14 protein-coding genes and 1 pseudogene are annotated in these 17,580 nt (G+C 64.7%); 5 read left to right on the plus strand and 10 right to left on the minus strand.

What is annotated here, in order from left to right:
• Positions 1–396: 396 nt before the first annotated feature.
• From AC3WJU_RS08210 to AC3WJU_RS08225, 4 genes and pseudogenes are all read left to right on the plus strand, one after another.
• Positions 397–891 (plus strand): SRPBCC family protein, encoded by a 495-nt coding sequence (locus AC3WJU_RS08210; protein WP_059388335.1) that lies wholly within the window; start codon positions 397–399, stop codon positions 889–891.
• Between the two features lie 73 nt (positions 892–964).
• A pseudogene (locus AC3WJU_RS08215) lies at positions 965–1,330 on the plus strand (GNAT family N-acetyltransferase); the annotation flags it as partial.
• A 54-nt stretch (positions 1,331–1,384) separates the two neighbouring features.
• A complete protein-coding gene (locus AC3WJU_RS08220; RefSeq protein ID WP_492259663.1) occupies positions 1,385–2,803 on the plus strand; it encodes an FAD-binding oxidoreductase in 1,419 nt (472 codons plus the stop codon).
• Between the two features lie 134 nt (positions 2,804–2,937).
• A complete protein-coding gene (locus AC3WJU_RS08225) occupies positions 2,938–4,254 on the plus strand; it encodes an MFS transporter (RefSeq protein ID WP_492259613.1) in 1,317 nt (438 codons plus the stop codon).
• A 56-nt stretch (positions 4,255–4,310) separates the two neighbouring features.
• Here AC3WJU_RS08225 and AC3WJU_RS08230 read toward each other — a convergent pair whose 3' ends face one another.
• The 6 genes from AC3WJU_RS08230 to AC3WJU_RS08255 all read right to left on the minus strand — a co-directional run bounded on the left by AC3WJU_RS08230 (position 4,311) and on the right by AC3WJU_RS08255 (position 11,592).
• Positions 4,311–5,540: an amidohydrolase family protein gene (locus AC3WJU_RS08230; RefSeq protein ID WP_492259614.1), complete on the minus strand. Its 1,230-nt coding sequence runs from the start codon at positions 5,538–5,540 to the stop codon at positions 4,311–4,313.
• A gap of 24 nt (positions 5,541–5,564) precedes the next feature.
• Positions 5,565–6,587, minus strand: coding sequence for an ABC transporter ATP-binding protein (locus AC3WJU_RS08235; protein ID WP_332601818.1), 1,023 nt, complete (start codon positions 6,585–6,587; stop codon positions 5,565–5,567).
• An 8-nt stretch (positions 6,588–6,595) separates the two neighbouring features.
• Entirely contained in the window at positions 6,596–7,684 is a 1,089-nt protein-coding gene (locus AC3WJU_RS08240) for an ABC transporter ATP-binding protein (protein ID WP_492259615.1), read from the minus strand.
• Positions 7,681–8,682 (minus strand): ABC transporter permease, encoded by a 1,002-nt coding sequence (locus tag AC3WJU_RS08245; RefSeq protein WP_492259616.1) that lies wholly within the window; start codon positions 8,680–8,682, stop codon positions 7,681–7,683. The genes AC3WJU_RS08240 and AC3WJU_RS08245 overlap by 4 nt, the downstream gene beginning before the upstream one ends.
• 99 nt (positions 8,683–8,781) lie before the next feature.
• Positions 8,782–10,506, minus strand: a complete 1,725-nt coding sequence (locus AC3WJU_RS08250; protein ID WP_492259617.1) for an ABC transporter substrate-binding protein — start codon at positions 10,504–10,506, stop codon at positions 8,782–8,784.
• Between the two features lie 42 nt (positions 10,507–10,548).
• The gene (locus tag AC3WJU_RS08255) at positions 10,549–11,592 is read right to left on the minus strand and encodes an ABC transporter permease (RefSeq protein ID WP_492259618.1); all 1,044 of its coding nucleotides are present in this window, start codon (positions 11,590–11,592) and stop codon (positions 10,549–10,551) included.
• Between the two features lie 173 nt (positions 11,593–11,765).
• Between AC3WJU_RS08255 and AC3WJU_RS08260 the strand changes: the two genes are divergently transcribed.
• The gene (locus AC3WJU_RS08260; protein WP_284988877.1) at positions 11,766–12,437 is read left to right on the plus strand and encodes a GntR family transcriptional regulator; all 672 of its coding nucleotides are present in this window, start codon (positions 11,766–11,768) and stop codon (positions 12,435–12,437) included.
• A gap of 9 nt (positions 12,438–12,446) precedes the next feature.
• Here the strand turns inward: AC3WJU_RS08260 and AC3WJU_RS08265 are convergent, their stop codons facing one another.
• From AC3WJU_RS08265 to AC3WJU_RS08280, 4 genes are all read right to left on the minus strand, one after another.
• On the minus strand, positions 12,447–13,856 hold the full coding sequence (locus AC3WJU_RS08265; RefSeq protein ID WP_307055248.1) for a DUF4032 domain-containing protein: 1,410 nt from the start codon (positions 13,854–13,856) through the stop codon (positions 12,447–12,449).
• An 89-nt stretch (positions 13,857–13,945) separates the two neighbouring features.
• Complete coding sequence (locus AC3WJU_RS08270; protein ID WP_059388327.1) at positions 13,946–15,028, minus strand: ABC transporter ATP-binding protein; 1,083 nt, start codon at positions 15,026–15,028, stop codon at positions 13,946–13,948.
• Positions 15,029–15,222: 194 nt separating this feature from the next.
• The gene (otsB, locus tag AC3WJU_RS08275) at positions 15,223–16,047 is read right to left on the minus strand and encodes a trehalose-phosphatase (RefSeq protein WP_492259619.1); all 825 of its coding nucleotides are present in this window, start codon (positions 16,045–16,047) and stop codon (positions 15,223–15,225) included.
• Positions 16,037–17,527, minus strand: a complete 1,491-nt coding sequence (locus AC3WJU_RS08280) for an alpha,alpha-trehalose-phosphate synthase (UDP-forming) (protein WP_492259620.1) — start codon at positions 17,525–17,527, stop codon at positions 16,037–16,039. The genes otsB and AC3WJU_RS08280 overlap by 11 nt, the downstream gene beginning before the upstream one ends.
• Positions 17,528–17,580: the final 53 nt, after the last annotated feature.

Genomic DNA, 17,580 nt, shown 5'->3' on the forward strand with positions numbered 1-17,580 from the left:
GCGGGCGTCCCACGAAAACCCTTTATTACTGAGCGGGCATCCGGGGCATCCAACCCCGGCCCACCCATGACCCGGTTTCCGCGAACCCCCGCTCACATATGACCCGGTTTCCCCGGACCCCCCCTCAGATATAGGGCCATTTTGGCAGACCCCGGCTCGGATATGGCAGGGAAATCCCAAACCCCGGCTCACCTATCCAGGTTCCACGACCGACGCCCGCCGCCATAAGTGAGCGGGCGTCCTGCCGGGAGCCGGTATATGTGAGCGGGCGTCCGCCCCGGACCCGCCATATGTGAGCGGGCGTCCGCCCGGGAGCCGGTATATGTGAGCCGGCGTCGGGGGCGAGCGCGCTGGATCCGGAATCGGGGGTGCCGCTGGGCGGTAAAGTTGGTACACATGGAGAGCCTCTTTAGTCACCTCGCGCCGGACTCCGAACCCCAGCCGGAGCAATCCGGTGAGCTGGACCCCGTGGTGTGCACCGTCGTCGTGCCTTCGCCTGTGGCGCATGCTTTCATGGGCTTCACCGACCACCCGCATCTCTGGTGGCCGATGGAGGACCACAGCGTCTACGGGGCGGGCTCGCACGTTGAGTTCGAGGAGAATTTGATCCTGGAGACGGCCGACGACGGCCGAACCTCGATATGGGGGACCATCGACGACTGGCAGCCGCCGTTGTCCTTCCATGCGAGCTGGTATCCAGGCAGTACCGCGATGTGGTCCACCGAACTTCGTCTGGCCTTCCGTGCTGTTGACGGAGGAACGGAGGTTCGTCTGGTCCACGACGGCTGGGAAGGTGCCGAACACCCCGCGCAGACCCGTGCAGACTACGCGGCTGACTGGCCTGGAGTTCTTGAGCGCTATGTCCGGTTCATGGGCGGCGCAAGTGAATAGAATCCGTCGCCTCCAAGCGACTGACTGGGAATTGCTTCGCGACGTCCGGTTGGAGATGCTGTCGGACACCCCGATGGCCTACGTGGAGAGCCTCGCGGCCGCCCGGCGCCAGACTGACACTCAATGGCAAGAGCGAGCAGCCACGATGTCGGGCGACTCGAGTATCACCCTGATAGCGGACGACGGCACGGACGGTAGCCCGATCAGCGGGCTTATGCGCGTGGTCATCAAGCAGCCGCAGGATCCTTCCCGGGCTCTACAAGCCATGCTGATCAGCGTCTACGTCGCCCCCGAACACCGTGGCCTGGGCCTGGCCGACCAGTTGCTTGATGAGGCTTGCGCCATAGCAGGCGCCGAGCTCGGAGCCGGCGTGATCGAACTGGGCGTCCACGAGGACAACGCCCGAGCGAAGGCGTTCTACGAGCGGCACGGATTTGAATACACCGGTGCCAGCCGGCCTTATCCGCAGGACAAGGCCAGGTTGGAGATCGTTATGGCCCGCCGGCTTCCACCCGCGGGTGAAACCCAGCAAAGCGAAAGCCCGGGCGCGTTCATCGATGATCTAGGGGCCGCCCTCGCTCCGGGGCAAGTCGCCGTCGACGAACAGACACGCACCACCTATGCCGCAGACCTGGGACCTGTCCTGGACTTGCAGCTGCCCTTGGCTGTGGTGTTCGCCGAATCCGTCGAAGACGTGCAGCATGTGGTGCGCAGTTGCGCCCGGCACGGAGTTCCGATCGTGGCCCGCGGCGCCGGCACCGGGGTTTCCGGCGGCGCCCACGCCAGCCAGGGGTGCATCGTCCTCAGCTTGGAACGCATGAACCGCATCCTGCAGCTCAACGCGGACGATGAGACCGCCGTCGTCGAACCTGGCGTGGTGAACGCTGACCTGAATGCCGCCGCGTCCGAACACGGCCTGATGTACGCGCCGGACCCAGCGAGCTACAAAATGTCCACGATCGGCGGCAATGTGGCCACGAACGCAGGCGGCTTGCGTTGCGCCAAGTACGGCGTGACGAGGGACTCGGTGCTGGCGCTCGACGTCGTCCTGGCCGATGGCTCGCTTATCCACACAGGTCACCAGACCTTCAAGGGTGTGGCCGGGTACGATCTCACAGCGCTGTTTGTGGGCTCCGAGGGCACCCTGGGGATCGTGGTGGGTGTGACGGTGCGCCTGCGCTACCTGCCGCGCGAGGTACAGACAGTTGCCGCCTTCTATCCGGACTTCCGCGGTGCCGCAGCGGGTGTCCTGGCGGTCGGAAGGGCCCGCGTCCAGCCCGCCATCATGGAAATGCTCGACGCCGGAACGCTGGCCCAGCTCGACGAACTGTACGGCTCGGACCTCGGAGAACGCGGACAGGCGCTGCTGTTGATCCAGACTGACGGCTTTGGAGCGGCAGCGGAAGCAGCTTTGGTACGGGAAGTGCTCGCCGCCGGCGGCGCCGCGGTGACGGCGGAATCCAATGCCGAAGCGGAGCGCCTCATCGAGATGAGGCGCTCGAGTCGAGGCGACGAAGTGGACAACGAATTCCGGGTTGGCGAGGACGTCGCTGTTCCGAGGTCGCGGCTTGTCGACTACGTGGCCGCGCTCGAGGCCATGGCCGTTACCCACGAGGTCCAGCTCAAGGTGGTGGCCCATGCCGGCGATGGCAACCTGCACCCCACCTTCTGGGTTGACCGCGTGGACAGGGAAGTGGACGCCGATGCCATGTCCCGCCTCAACCATGCCCTGGACGACTCGATTGACGCCGCGCTGGCGATGGGCGGGACCATCACCGGCGAGCACGGGGTGGGGCAGTACAAGCTGCGTTGGCTCGGACTTGAGCAGCCTGAGCCCATCCGGGAGTTGCAGCGTCGCATCAAAGAGCTTTTCGACCCGGCCGGAATCTTCAATCCCGGCAAGGCTATCTAAAGCTCTGGTATTCCAAATCTAATCGTCAGGGTCCAGCGTCACGCTCAGCCGCCACTTTAGCGGCAGTTTACTTTGCCATGCAATGCCCCTAATCTTATTTGGTATACCAAATTAGGATTCCAGGGAGGCAACCAATGGAACAAGCACAGCCGCCGCGCCGCGGTACTTCCGCGTACGCCGCTCGACGGACTACCTGGATACTCGTTGCACTGGCATTTGTCTCCATCAACCTCCGTCCGGCCATTACGACAATCGCCGGCACCATGGGTCAGCTGCAGGCAGGCTTCGGACTCGACGCGCATCTGCTGCCGTTGCTTGGCGCCTTGCCTGTACTTGCCTTCGGCGCCTCGGCTCCTTGCGGTCCGTGGCTGGCCCGTCGCCTGGGCAGCGGAAGGGCTGTGGCAGCGGCGCTCCTGGTGCTTGCCGCGGCGCTGATCGTCCGCGTATTCGTGCCCGGACTGTTGCTGCCCGGAACGTTCCTGGCAGGGGCATCCATCATGACCGCCAGCGTGCTCGTGCCGCAGATCGTCAAGGCAAACCGCGGTACCGGCTGGTGGACGGGGCTGTGCACCATGGGCTTCGGGCTGGGCGCGGCGCTCGGCGCGGGGCTCGTCCAGCCGCTGCAGCAAGCGCTCGGCGGAAGCCTCGCCTGGGCGCTGGCCGTCTGGGCCGTCCCCGCCCTGCTGGGGGCCACGTTGATCCATCGTGCCGGTCAACCGGCGGGGAGTCCCGACGGGACCGACGAGACCGAAACCGGCGGACCGGTGTTGGGCGCTGGTTTACAGAAGACGACGACGGCGGGTGGCGCAACGGGGGAAACCGGCACCATTCCGTTGCGGAAGCAGCGGACGGCCTGGGCCGTGACCGCGTTCTTCGGGCTGCAAGCCATGCTGTATTTCGCGATCACCTCGTGGCTCGCGGTCTTCCTGGTGTCGAAGGGGCAGACCGTGGCCGACGCAGCAGGTCTCTTGGCATGGTTCAGTGTCGCAGGTCTGCCCGCGAGCCTGCTGGCTCCCGTCCTCGCGGGGCGTCGAGTGGTTCTGAAGTTTATGGCTCCGGGCCTGGGATTGCTCGTCGCCGCGGCTTTGATAGGGGTCTTGACCGCGCCCGTGGCTTTGCAGTTCCTCATGGTCGGCGTGTTGGGGATCGTCCAGAGTGCCGGCTTCGGGCTGGGAATGGCATTGGTTGTCATCCGCTCAACCGGACCACAGAGCGCCGGCAGCCTGTCCGCCATGAGCCAGGGCTTGGGCTTCGCGCTGGCCTCCCTGGGCCCGTTGGGGGCTGGATTCCTGCATGAGTTGTCCGGTGGCTGGGACGTTCCCTTCTGGGCCCTGGCCGCGGAAGCGGTGCTTCTCGCGGTGGCCGGTTTCCTCGCGGTGCGCGGGCCGGCGGTGTCGGTGGAAGCCGTCGAGACGGAACATCGTGGCGAGCCGGCCGCCGTCGGGCGCTAAAACCAAAAAAGTGGCCGGTCCCTCGCACGAGGGATCGGCCACTTTTTTGTGCGGGCTTAGACCAGCTCGAGCTGATCCGCCACGACCTTGCCGCGGTGGATGACCGTCCGGTCGGTGCCGCGGTCCATCACCGCGGAGGCGACCGTTTCGCCGTCGAGCAGCAGGAGTTCGGCAGGATCGCCGACCTCGACGCCCGGGCGGTGTGCCGTGCCCTTCAGGCGAGTGGCGGACGGGTCGAGGATGCTGGCGCCGCCTACGGTGGCGATCGCGAGGCAGTGCTCGATGAGCTCGTCCTTGCGGAAGCCGTGGGTGAAAGCGAGCTGCCAGGTGCGGTCGAGCATGTCCGTGTTGCCATAGGGGGACCAGTAGTCGCGCTGGCCGTCCTCGCCCAGGCCCATGCGTACGCCGGCTTCGGCGAGCATCGGGATGGGCAGCTGGGCGGCCACACCGGCGGAGCCCGGCGCCACCGACGCCATGGAGATGTCCAGTTCGGCGAACTCGTCGATGAGGCGGCGCGTGGTGGCCTCGGAGACGCTGCCCAGCTGGTATGCGTGGGACATGGTGACCTTGCCCTGCATCCCCAGGGCGCGGGTGCGCTCGATCACGAGGTCCGTGCTGAAGACGCCGAGTTCGCCGGGCTCGTGGAGGTGGATATCAATGGGGACCTGGTACTTTTCGGCCAGTCCGAAGACGATGTCCAGATGCCGGGCCGGGTCGCGGTCCAGGCTGCACGGGTCGATGCCGCCCATGACATTCGCGCCGGACTTGAGTGCCTGGTCCATGAGGGGTACGGTGCCGTCCTCAAGGAGGAGGCCGGCCTGCGGGAACGCGATGATGTCGACGTCGGCCTGCCCTTTGAACTGCTCCTTGGCGGCCATCACGGCGTCGAAACGCTCAAGCCGGCAGTCGACGTCGATCTGGGCATAGGAGCGCACACGCGTGGTGCCGCGGGCGATCATCCGGCCGAGGGTGTTGTTGACCCGTTCCTGCAGCGGAACCTCGGCGTTGCGCCAGTTCTGCCGGTCGTTCATCATCATGGTCCAGACGCCGGGGCCGCCGGTGTGTTCGCGGAACGGCAGTCCGATGCGGGTCGAGTCCAGGTGCACATGGACGTCCGAGAACGACGGCACGAGAAGACGGCCGCGGCCCTCGACGACGGTGGTGTCGCCAGTCGCCGCAGCGCGTGCAGGGTCATGGGGTTCGACGCCGGTGATCTTGCCGTCCGTGACGAGGACGTCGCTCAATGCTTGTCCCCAAGGACGGACGGCACGAATCAGGGTGTTCAATGTATTGCTCCTTTGATGTTGGATCTATTGCACACCAGCGAGGGCTGCGGATTCCAGACCTGCGTGGTGGCAGGCCGGGGCAGTCGCGCTGGCGGGTCGGGGGATTTCGCTGATGCACCGTTGCTGCTGTTCCGCTCCCAAGGTGCCGAACAACGGACACCGGGTGCGGAAGACGCAGCCGCTGGGTGGGTTTGCCGGCGACGGGAGATCTCCCCGGAGCCGGATCTTTTGCTGCTGGCGGGCTGCCCTGGGATCCGGCAGGGGCACGGCGGACAGGAGAGCTCGCGTATAGGGATGCCGGGGCTCCCGGAACAAGTCCTCCCGGCTTCCTTGCTCCACGATTTTGCCGAGGTACATCACCGCCACCTCATGCGAGATATGGCGGACCACGGAAAGATCGTGCGCGATGAAGATGTATGCCACTCCGGTGTCCCGCTGGATCTCCTGGAGCAAGTTGACCACCTGCGCCTGCACCGAGACATCGAGGGCGGATACGGGTTCGTCGCAGACGATCACCGAGGGGTTCAGCGAGATGGCGCGCGCGATGCCCACCCGTTGGCGCTGGCCGCCGGAGAACTCGTGCGGGAAACGGTTGTAGTGCTCCGGTTTGAGGCCCACCTGCTCGAGGAGTTCCTTCACCCGGTTCTTGAGGCCGCCGGCCGGGTTGATCTTTTGCGCCAGCATCGGTGCGGCGATGGCGGTGCCCACGGTTTGCCGTGGATTGAGCGAGGCGAAGGGGTCCTGGAAGATCATCTGGACCTTGCGGCGGAAGTTGTACAGATCGCGGCCGCCCAGCTGGCTGATGTCCACGCCGTCGATCAGGATCCTCCCGCCGGTCGGATCCATGAGGCGCGCGATCATGCGCCCGGTGGTGGACTTGCCGCAGCCGGACTCACCCACGAGTCCCAACGTCTGGCCGCGCGCGAGGCTGAAGGAGACGCCGTCGACGGCTTTGACGGTCTTGGAACCCTTGGGGGAGAACAGACCGCCTTTGATGGGGAAATGCTTCTGGAGGCTCTCCACCTGGAGAATTGCCTGCGTGTCCATGGCGGGTCCTAACGCGTATTCCGAATAGTGACGATCTGGGGGCCGCTCAAGTGGCAGCGCTTTCCGTGGCCGTCTTCGACCACGAGCTCCGGGCGCTGGCTCGCGCATACGCCGTCGCCGGCAAGGGCCGCGTACTCGCACCTGGCGCTGAAAATGCAGCCTTTCGGGAGGTCAAGGAGCGACGGCGGCTGGCCCGGAATGGGGTTGAGCCTGCCCGAGCTACTGCTCAGCGTGGGCATCGATTTGAGCAGGCCCAGAGTGTAAGGGTGCCGCGTGTCGTAGAAGATCTCGTCCACCGGTCCCGATTCGACGCATTGCCCGCCGTACATGACCAGCACGGAATCGCACACTTCGGCCACCACGCCAAGATCGTGGGTGATCAGGATCAGGGCCGAGTTGGTTTCCTGCTGGAGCTCGGACATGAGGTCCAGGATCTGTGCCTGCACGGTGACGTCCAGCGCGGTGGTGGGTTCGTCCGCGATGAGCAGTTCCGGTTCGCAGATCAGTGCCATGGCAATCATGGCGCGCTGGCGCATGCCTCCGGAGAAATGGTGCGGGTATTCGTCGTAGCGCTGCTCGGGGCTCGGAATGCCTACCCTTCCGAGCATCTCGACGGCGGCCGCGCGGGCTTGCTTCTTGCTTGCCTTGTTGTGGACGAGGTAGGCCTCGGCGATCTGATGGCCCACGGTGTAGAAGGGATGCAGGGCCGAGAGAGGATCCTGGAAGATCATGCCGATGTTCCGGCCGCGAAGCTGCCGCATGCCGGACTCGGGCAGTGTGACAAGGTCCTTGCCTTGGAACAACGCCTGGCCGGTGACCCGGGCTGAGGTCCCCTTGAGGAGCCCCATGAGCGCCTGGCTGGTGACCGACTTGCCGGACCCTGACTCTCCGACGATGCCGAGGGTCTGCCCGCGCTCCAAGGAGAAATCCATCCCGTTGACTGCCGAGACAAGGCCGTCGTCGGTGGGGAACTTCACCGAAAGGTTCCGGACGTCGAGGAACGCGGCGGCTTCCGCGGCCTGATGGCCGGTTCCCGCGGCCTGATGCGCGGTTCGCGTGGCCGGTTGACCGGCCGGACTGGGCTGGAGCTGGGTCATTGGAGCCTCACTCGGGGATCGATGGCAGCGTAGGCGAGGTCGACGACGACATTCGCGACGATGACGAAGAAGGCAGCCAGCATGGTGATGGCCATGGTGACGGGGAGGTCGCCGGAAATGGCAGCCCGGACGGCCGTGAAACCGAGTCCCGGGACGGAGAAGATCTGCTCGGTGAGGACCGCGCCGCCGAGGAGAAGCCCGATGTCCATGCCAAGCATGGTCACCACCGGAGTGATCCCGGCCCGGGCACCGTGTTTGAACGTCACTGTTCGGGGCGCCAGGCCCTTGGCACGGGCCGTGCGGATGAAGTCCTCGCTGAAGGTTTCGATCATGTTGGTCCGGGTGACCCGGATATACGCCGCGCTGAAAAGCACCGCGAGGGCGACCCACGGCAGGAAGTAGTTGAGTACCCAGGCCCCCGGACCATGCGGGCCGAAGGGGCTGTTGATCTCGTTCGTCGTGAAGGGCAGGAGATGCAGCTGGTTGACGAAAACCAGCAACAGGAACAGGCCGGTGACGGGGATGGGCAGCGAGACTCCAACGGACGCTGCGCCGACGATGAACTTGTCCGTGGCGGATCCCTTGCGAAGGGCGGCGAGCAAACCGAGCCCGACGCCGGAAACGGTCCAGAGCACCAGCGCGCCGACCGCCATGGAGAGCGTGTAGGGCAAGGAGCGGGCGATGATGTCCGAGACGTTTTCATTGGTTTGGAACGATTTGCCGAGGCATGGCCACTGGCAGATCGATTCCGCTCCGGGAGCACCGATCATCCGCGGCGAGACCAGACCGCGCATGTAGTCGATGTACTGGACCAGGAAAGGGTGGTCCATGCCAAGGGCCACGCGGGCTTCCGCGATGCGTTCGGGAGTGCACTCCTGGCCGCAAGCGGCGGACGCAGGATCGGCAGGACCCAGCTGGAACAGCGTGAAGGTGATGAAGCTGACGGCGACGAGAAGCAGGATCAGGGAGCCTGTCCGGCGAAAGATGAATCTGATCATTGTGCTGGTTGCGGGCCGTCCGGTAGTCGCCGGACGGCCCGCCTCCCTTCTGGGCTGGCCTGATTGGTGTGAACAGGCCCGGTTGTGTATTTGGCCTGGTTAGTGCTCGACGCCGACGATCGAGAGGTCGATGCCGCCGAAGAAGTAGCCCACTTGGGCGTTACGGATATTGGAGCCAACCACGCTGTTGGTGTGGCTGCGGACGAGCGGGATGATCGGGTAGGTCTTTAGGGCCTTGCCGAACTCCTCAGACCATTTCTTGCCGAGTTCCTCCGAGGTCCCGGAAGTGTTCCGGAGCTCGAACATGGCCTTCGAAATCTGCGGATCGAAGTAGCGCGACGTGTTGGAGAAGCCGTAGCTGGTGCCGTCGTTGTTCGGTCCGAGGATGGGATCGGCGGACGTACGCACCGACGCAGGGTCGGCGCCGCCGCACCAGCCCGAGCGCGCAATGTCCGGCAGCTGGTCACTGGCCAGGACGGAGTAGTAGTTCGGGGCCGGGATCGGCACCAGTTGGACGTCGATGCCCAGGGCCTTGAGGTTTTGCTGGATCACGGTGCCGGTGTTCTTGTAGGCGTCGCGGTTGTTGGCGTACCCGTAGGTGAGGGTCTTGGGGTAGTTCTTGCCTTCGAGGAGCTTCTTGGCTTCCTCCAGCTTGGGCTTGCCGGTGGGGTCGATCTCGAGGTCTTGGGCTACGTAGCCGCGCATCTTGGCGTTGAGCGGGGTCTGGGTGAGTTCGCCGAAGCGGCGCCCGCCGTACTGGACCAGGATGGACTGGCGGTCAAGGGCCAGGGCGATTGCCTTGCGGACATCTGGATCGGTGATCTTCTCGGTGTTGAGGCTGAGGACGTCGTTGCAACCGAGCAGTCCCGATGCAACGCGGTCCTTGACCTGGGCATCAGCGAGCTTGGCGGAATCCGAAGTCTGCAGTGCACCGTTGGAGTCCAGGGTGAGGGCATTGGGATCGGAGTTGGCCAGGAGCTGCTGGCTGATGGTGGCCTGCGAAGTGGAGAGCGAGAAGCTGAAGGTGTCCGGAAGTGCCGTGCGGTTGGGGTCGGTGGACGGATCCCAGTTCGGGTTGCGGACCAGTTTGAGCGACTTTCCGCGACTGTACGAATCAACCATGTACGGGCCTGTAGACACCGGGTGGTTGGTGTAGTCCAGCTTGGTGTCCTTGTCCTTCGGGACAGGCGAAGTGTTGGAACGGGAGGCCAGCGCCGGGAATTCGGCGAATGGCTTCTTCAAGTGGAAGACGATGGTGCGCTCGTCCGGAGTTTCCACGGCCTTGAGGTCAGCGGAAGGATCCTTGTACGGCCCCTTGTAGCCGCCGGCGTCGAGCGCCGCGTTGAGCTCCTGCGGGGCCTGGGTGTAGACGTCCTGGGCGAAGGTGCGTTCGATGCCGTACTTGACGTCGGCGGAGGTGATGGGGCGGCCGTCTTCGAACTTGACGCCCTTCTGGAGGGTGAATGTCCAGGTGAGTCCGTCTTTGGACACCTGGCCCGTGTCCGTGGCGAGGTCCGGAACGATGGTGGGCGGCTGTCCGGCCGTCTCCTTCGCCATGGTGAGGTTCCTGTAGTACAGCTGGCCGACGTTGGCCGTCTGGACGTAGTTGCTGTTGCCCGGGTCCAGGGTTTGGAAGTCCGAGGACATCAGGACGTTGATGTTGCCGCCCTTGGTGGTGAAACCGGACTTGACCACTTCGGGAGCCTGCTCGGTGCTGGAAGCGCCGGAGGCGGCAGTTCCGGGCTGGTTCTGTCCCGCCGCGCAGCCTGTGGCGGCGGTGGCGATCAGCACGGCAAGGGCCAGCGCTCTGGTGGGGGTATTCATTGTGCTCCTCATTTGGGTGGGTGGAACGGATTTGAAGGGGGATTAGTGGCGGGATGCCTTGGGGTCCAGGGCATCCCGCACGGCGTCGCCGAGCAGGTTGAACGCCAGGACCGTGACGATGAGCATGGCGCCGGGGACTGCCAGGAACCAGGGGTCGCTGAGGTACCAGTTGCCGGATTGGGCGGCGTTGAGCATCTGGCCCCACGACGGCGTGGGGTCCTTGACGCCGACGCCGAGGAAGGACAGTGCCGCTTCTGCAGAGATGTTCGTGGGGATGAGCATGGTGGCGTAGACCAGTACGACTCCCATGACGTTGGGAATGATCTGCCGGAACAACACGCTCAGGTGCGAGGCGCCGAAGGACCGCGCGGCCTCGACGAACTCGCGCTCGCGGAGGCTCAGTACTTGGCCGCGGACAATACGGGCGAGGTATGCCCAGCCGAAGAAGCCCAGGATGATGACGAGCGAAGCCATGGGCAGGAAGCTGCCCTGGCCCAGCGCGGTGTCCCGCAGCCGTGACTGCAGGATGGGGGTCAGTGAAAGGACCAGCAGGAGGTGCGGAAAAGCGAGGAAGAGATCCATGACCCGGCTGATGATGGCGTCCGTTTTGCCCCCGAAGTAGCCCGCGGCTGCACCGATCACGGTTCCCAGGACCACCGAGACCGCAGTGGACAGCAGGGCAATGGTGAGGGAAACCTGGCCCCCATAGGCGAGGCGGGCAAACAGGTCACGGCCCAGTCCGGGTTCCACGCCCAGCCAGTGGCCGGCCGAAGGGTACATGTATCCGGGGAGCGGCAAACCGGGAGTCTGGAGGTCGTCCAGGACATCGGGGCTGGTGTTGGACGTGAAGGGATCGTTGCCGGACATGGCACTGAGCAGCGGGCCGAGGATGGCGAACAACATGATGGCCGCCACCACGCAGAGGCTCAACAGGGCAATCTTGCTCCGGCGGATCCGCAGCCAGGCCGTCGCCAGGAGCGACCGCGCCTCGGCAGTGGGTCTGCTTGGGGGCGTGCTGGGGGATGGACTCTCAGCCGTAGCTTCGGCGGTGGACTGTAGCTGGGTCAACGGGGGTGCTCGATTCATGATCCAAGGAGTAGGCTCCGGACTTTTTGTATACCAAAAATAGACTAGAGCAGGTTCGATGGGATGTAAATCACAAATATTGCACTATCTGGAATACCAAACAGCTCTGTTTCCTCCCGTGTATGCTCGGGTGGAATGTAAGACGACGGGGAAGGGAAGGGTGGCCGACGCCGATGCCCGAAACGCTGACTGGCCGCGACGACGAAGCCCGGGCCGAACAGGTCTACCAGCTGGTCCTTGAGGGAATCGTGGCGGGGAGATACGAACAGGGCGCGCGGCTGCGTGAACGGGAGCTCTCCGAGCTCTACAACGTTTCACGAATCCCCGTGCGGGAGGCCATCCAACGCCTCGAGCAGGATGGCTTCGTGGAAACCTTCCCCCGCCGGGGCGCCGTGGTGCGGCAATTGACGCTCACCGACGTCAATGAACTCTTCGACGTGCGGTTGTGCCTGGAAACGTTCGCCGCCCGCATGGCGGCCATCCGGGTCGCCGCGGGCGAACCGGGAGGCCGTTTGCAGGAACTCCTCGACGACACGAGGCAAGCGATCGACGACGACCGGACCGACGACGTCGTGCGCCTCAGTGCGGCGTTCCACGCCGAAATCGTGCGGCTGTCCGGCAACCGGCTGCTCATCGAGTCGGTCAAGCCGTTGTTCGGGCGCATGCGCTGGATCTTCGGGCTCGCCCACAACCGCAGCAACGAACTCCAGCGCGATGAGCACATGGAACTGTGCAACGCCATCCTCGGCGGCAAGGCCGAGCTCGCCTACACCCTGGCGTACTCCCATATCGAGCTCGGGCGTGAACCCGTGCTCAAGGGACTCGCGGAGACGCTGGAGCCCTAAACCCCTGCGTTAGTCGTCGGAATCCGGGTATTCGTCCTCGTCGTACCGGGATTCCTCGGTTTCGGCTTCCAGGATCTTGAGCATCGCCGTGTCCGGATTGAGCATGATGGCAGCCTCGTCACGCCGGTGGCGCAGGATGGTGTCCAGATAAGACTGCACGGCTTCCGCCAAGGGGATGTGGCTGTCCTGCTTCTGGCTCATGTACCAGCGGTGTTCGAGGACTTCGTGGACCACTTCTGCCGGCTCAAGCTTGCCTGCGAGGTCGCGCGGGATGGAACGGACGATCGGCTCGAAGATCTGGCTGACCCAGGTGTGGGCACTGATTTCTTCATCCATGTCCGGGTTGTTGTCTGCCCGGAATGAATCCATGTCATTGAGCAACCGCCGGGCCTGGTTCTCCTGGGCGTCCAGGCCGGTGAGGCGGAGCAGCCGCCGTTGGTGGTGGCCGGCGTCGACCACCTTGGGCTGAAGCTGGATGGTGGATCCGTCCGCGGTGGTCTTGATGGCGTATTCCTCGACGTCGAAGCCGAGTTCGTTGAGGCGGCGGATGCGCGCGCCCACGCGCCAGCGTTCGCCGAGCTCGAACGATTCCTTTTCGGTGAGTTCGGCCCATAGCCGCCGGTACGAGTCCATGATGAGCTCCGACGTCGCTACCGGGTCCACCTTCTCCTCGATCAGCCCGCCTTCGAGCAAGTCCATGAGTTCCCCGGCGATGTTGACGCGGGCAATCTCCAGATCGTACTCGCGCTGGCCCACCGACAGATCCGGGTACAGCTCGCCGGTCTCGGCGTCCACCAAGTACGCGGCGAACGCCCCGGCGTCGCGTCGGAACAAGGTGTTGGAGAGGGAAACGTCGCCCCAATAAAAGCCGATCAGGTGCAGGCGCACCAGCAGCAGCGCTTGGGCGTCGATAAGCCGTGTCAGGGTGTCCCGGCGCAGCATCTGTGAGAAGAGCGCACGGTACGGCATGGAGAACTTGAGGTGCCGGGTGACCAGCACCGGGTTCAGTGGCTTGCCGTCAACGGTGGTGCGGCCGGTGATGACCGCGACCGGCTCGACGCAAGGCACATCCATCCGTGCCAGCTTGCGGAGCATGTGGTATTCGTGCCGGGCAACGTGCTCAGACGTTTCCTTGATGGCGATGACGGAGCCGGCCAGGTGCGCAAAACGCACGATGTGCCGGGAGATGCCGCGGGGCAGGGCGGCCAGGTTCGCCGCGGGCCAGTCTTCGAGTGCGATGTGCCAGGGGAGGTCCAGGAGCTCGGGATCCGCCGCCGCTGCGGTGATGTTGAGGGATCCGATGACACTTGCCGGCGGTGCCGCGTCATTGGCGCTCGCAGCCTCGGTGCGCGGGAGTTTGCCGATCTGCGCGTAGTCGGTGGGTTCGTCATGCCACTTGGCACCGCTTTGCTCGGTCATGGGTCAATTCTTCCGTATGGAGGCTGTTGTTAACGACGACGGCGGCCCGTCCACTCGGAAGGGCCGCCGTCGGTAATGCGGTGTGGGTGTCAGTCGCCCAGGCGCAGGCCCGACTTGGTGTCGAACAAGTGCACGTGGCCCGACTGCGGACGGACGAAGATGGACTCGCCCTTCATCGGGGGACGGCGGCCGTCGACGCGGGCCACGATGTCGTGGCTCTTGCCGTCAAGCGTGGTGTGGCCGTAGACGTAGGCATCGGCGCCGAGCTCTTCGACGACGTCGACCTCAACTTCGAGGCCCTCGCCGGCGCCAACGGTCTCGAGGTCTTCCGGACGGGAACCGAGCGTGACGGTCTTGCCGTGTGCCTCTTCGAGGACATCGTGCGGTACCGGGTAAACCGTGCCACCGAACTGGACGCCGCCGTCGACGACCGGCAGTTCCAGCAGGTTCATTGCTGGGGAACCGATGAATCCGGCAACGAAGACGTTCTTCGGGCGGTCGTACAGGTTGCGCGGGGTGTCCACCTGCTGCAGCAGTCCGTCCTTGAGGACGGCAACGCGGTCACCCATGGTCATGGCCTCGACCTGGTCGTGGGTCACGTAGACGGTGGTGACGCCGAGTCGGCGGGTCAGGGATGCGATCTGCGTGCGGGTCTGCACGCGGAGCTTGGCGTCCAAGTTGGAAAGCGGCTCATCCATGAGGAAGACCTGCGGGTTACGGACGATTGCGCGGCCCATGGCAACACGCTGACGCTGGCCACCGGAGAGGGCCTTCGGCTTGCGGTCCAGGTACTGCTCAAGGTCAAGAAGCTTGGCTGCTTCGCGGACACGCTCGGCACGCTCTTCCTTGGAAACGCCGGCGATCTTGAGTGCGAAGCCCATGTTGTCCGCAACGGTCATGTGCGGGTACAGAGCATAGTTCTGGAAGACCATTGCGATGTCGCGGTCTTTCGGCGGGACGTCCGTGACGTCGCGGTCGCCGATCAGAATGCGGCCGGAGTTCACATCCTCGAGGCCTGCGAGCATGCGCAGGGAGGTGGACTTACCGCAACCGGAGGGTCCAACGAGGACCAGGAATTCGCCATCGGCGATGTCGATGTTGAGCTTATCGACGGCGGGCTTATCTGTGCCCGGGTACAGACGCGTAGCGTTATCAAAAGTAACTGTTGCCACAGTTATCAATCCCTTCACCGGCAGGTACGTGCCGGACGATCCGTTGTGAATGGTTCATGTTTATTCAGTTGGACTCCCCGCCCTGGGCTGGGCCCGGGCAAGGGAGACTGAGTGACGCCGCACGGTAGTTGTGCGCCACATCACAACCAAGAGTATGGCAGCAGCCCGGGTTATTCGCCTAAATGTTACGAACGTCACATGTGCGATGCGTCTCCCGAGACCTCGCGGCGACGTTCGCGAAGGACCGCCTCCAGGAGCTCGGCGACGTGGACAGGGGCCTCGACGCGGAACTCGGCCTGGGTGAAATCCAGCCCGACTTTCACCCCGACATCCCCGGCGCCGAGTCTGGCGATCGCGTCCTCGTCCGTCACATCGTCGCCCGCGAAAAGGATCCCGGTAGCAGAGGTTGCCTGGCGCAGGAACTCGACCGCCTCGCCCTTGGAGGAATGCACCACCGAGGTCTCGAGGACACGTTTGCCGTTCTTGAGGAAGACTCCCGGGCGACCTTCAAGGACTGCGCGCGCAGCGGCGACGGCGTCCTCCGCTACGTCATCGTCGGCTCGGCGCGTATGGAGTACGACGCCGGCAGGCTTGTCTTCGAGGACCGTCCCCGGAGCTTCCTGCGAGATTCCGGCCAGGACCTCGCGGACTTCGGCAAGGAGCTCCCTTTGGGCGTCGTCCAGTTGGAGTTCCGCCGAACCGGGGCCCATCCAGGCCTCCGCGCCATGGCTGCCGATCAGCAGCGTTGCCTCCGGAGGGGAGGCGACCGCCCGCAGGCTGGCCAGTGCCCGCCCGGAGATGAGCGCCGTCGTCGTCCTCGGGAGTTGGGCAAGTTCAGCGAAAGCAGTGGCTGAGCGCTGGAGCGGCCGCGCGGCGTCGGCGTGGTCCACGATCGGGGAGATGGTGCCGTCAAAGTCCATCGCCACCAAAAGGTGGTCGGTTCGCGCGATCCTGCGGACGGCGTCGAGCAGTTCGGGCGTCAGGCTCAGCGGGGGAGTGGCTGCTGTCTCAGGAGTCATCGCGCACCACCGTTTCTGCCAGGGCCGAGAGGAATTCCGCCGACCAATGATCGACGTCGTGGTCGAGGATTTGCTTGCGCATGGACTTCATCCGGCGGCGTGATTCATTCGGGGGCAGGTTCACGGCCCTCATGATGGTGTTCTTTAGTCCGTCGATGTCGTGCGGATTCATGAGGAGGGCTTGCTTGAGTTGATCGGCGGCGCCGGTGAATTCACTGAGGACCAAGGCGCCCGTGTTGTTGGTCCGGGCTGTGACATACTCCTTGGCCACGAGGTTCATGCCGTCACGCAATGCCGTCACCAGCATGACGTCGGCCGCGAGGTACAGCGCCACCATTTCCTCGACCGGGTAGCTGTGGTGGAGGTAGCGGACGGCGGTGTTCTGCATGGTGTCGAAGCTGCCGTTGATGTGGCCTACGGTGCCTTCAATCTCTTCCCGCAGGAGCCTGTATTGCCGAACGCGCTCGCGGCTGGGGCTCGCAACCTGGATCAGTGTGGCGTCCTCCACCGTGAGCCGTCCCTCTTTGAGGAGTTCCTCAAAGGCCTTCAGGCGGTGGGGGATGCCCTTGGTGTAGTCGAGGCGGTCCACGCCCAGGAGGATGGTTTTGGGGTTACCGAGGTCCTGGCGGATCTGCCGGGAACGTTCGATGATGTCCAGGCGCTCCGCGAGCTCGCTGATTTGATCCACGGCGATGGAGATCGGGAAGGCCTGTGCGCGGGCAATATGGGTGATCTGCCCATCCGCTCCCTTGACGTGGACTTGCTGCTGCTTGACGCTTGCACCAATAAAGCGGCGTGCCGAGCGCATGAAGTTTGCCGCGTCGCTGGGGCGCTGGAAACCCACCAGGTCGGCGCCGAGCAGGCCTTCGATGATGGCCTGGCGCCATGGCAACTGGGCGAAGATCTCCGGCGGCGGGAACGGGATGTGGTTGAAGAAGCCGATGCGCAGGTCCGGGCGCGCCCGGCGGAGCATGCTCGGCACGAGCTGGAGTTGGTAATCCTGCACCCACACGGTGGCTCCGTGGTCTGCGTGGTGGACCACGGCGTCGGCGAAGCGCTGGTTGACCCGGCGGTAGCTGTCCCACCAGGTGCGGTGGAACTCGGGCGGGGCAATGACGTCGTGGTAAAGCGGCCAGAGAGTGGCGTTGGAGAACCCTTCGTAATAGAGCTCAACATCGCGCGTGCTGAGTTCCACGGGAATCAGGTCCATGCCGCCGTGGCTGAAGGGTTCCAACTCTTCGTCCGGCGCGCCGTGCCAGCCCACCCACGCGCCGTCGGTCTTGGTCATCATCGGCGCAAGGGCAGTCACCAGGCCGCCCGGAGAGCGGCGCCAGCCTTCCTCGCCGTTTTCCGCGTCATCGCTGGTGTAACGGTCTACCGGAAGGCGGTTGGAGACCACCATGAAATCGTGTTTCCGGGCCCTTGGAGCCTGATTGCCTTCGGGTGCGCTGTCGGTTTTTTCGCTTGCCGTTTGTTGCATTGCTGCCCCCTGGGGTTGCCTGTGACTCATCTCCCACCCTACCGGCGGGAATC

This window comes from Arthrobacter sp. FW306-1B-F12A (genome assembly GCF_058781865.1).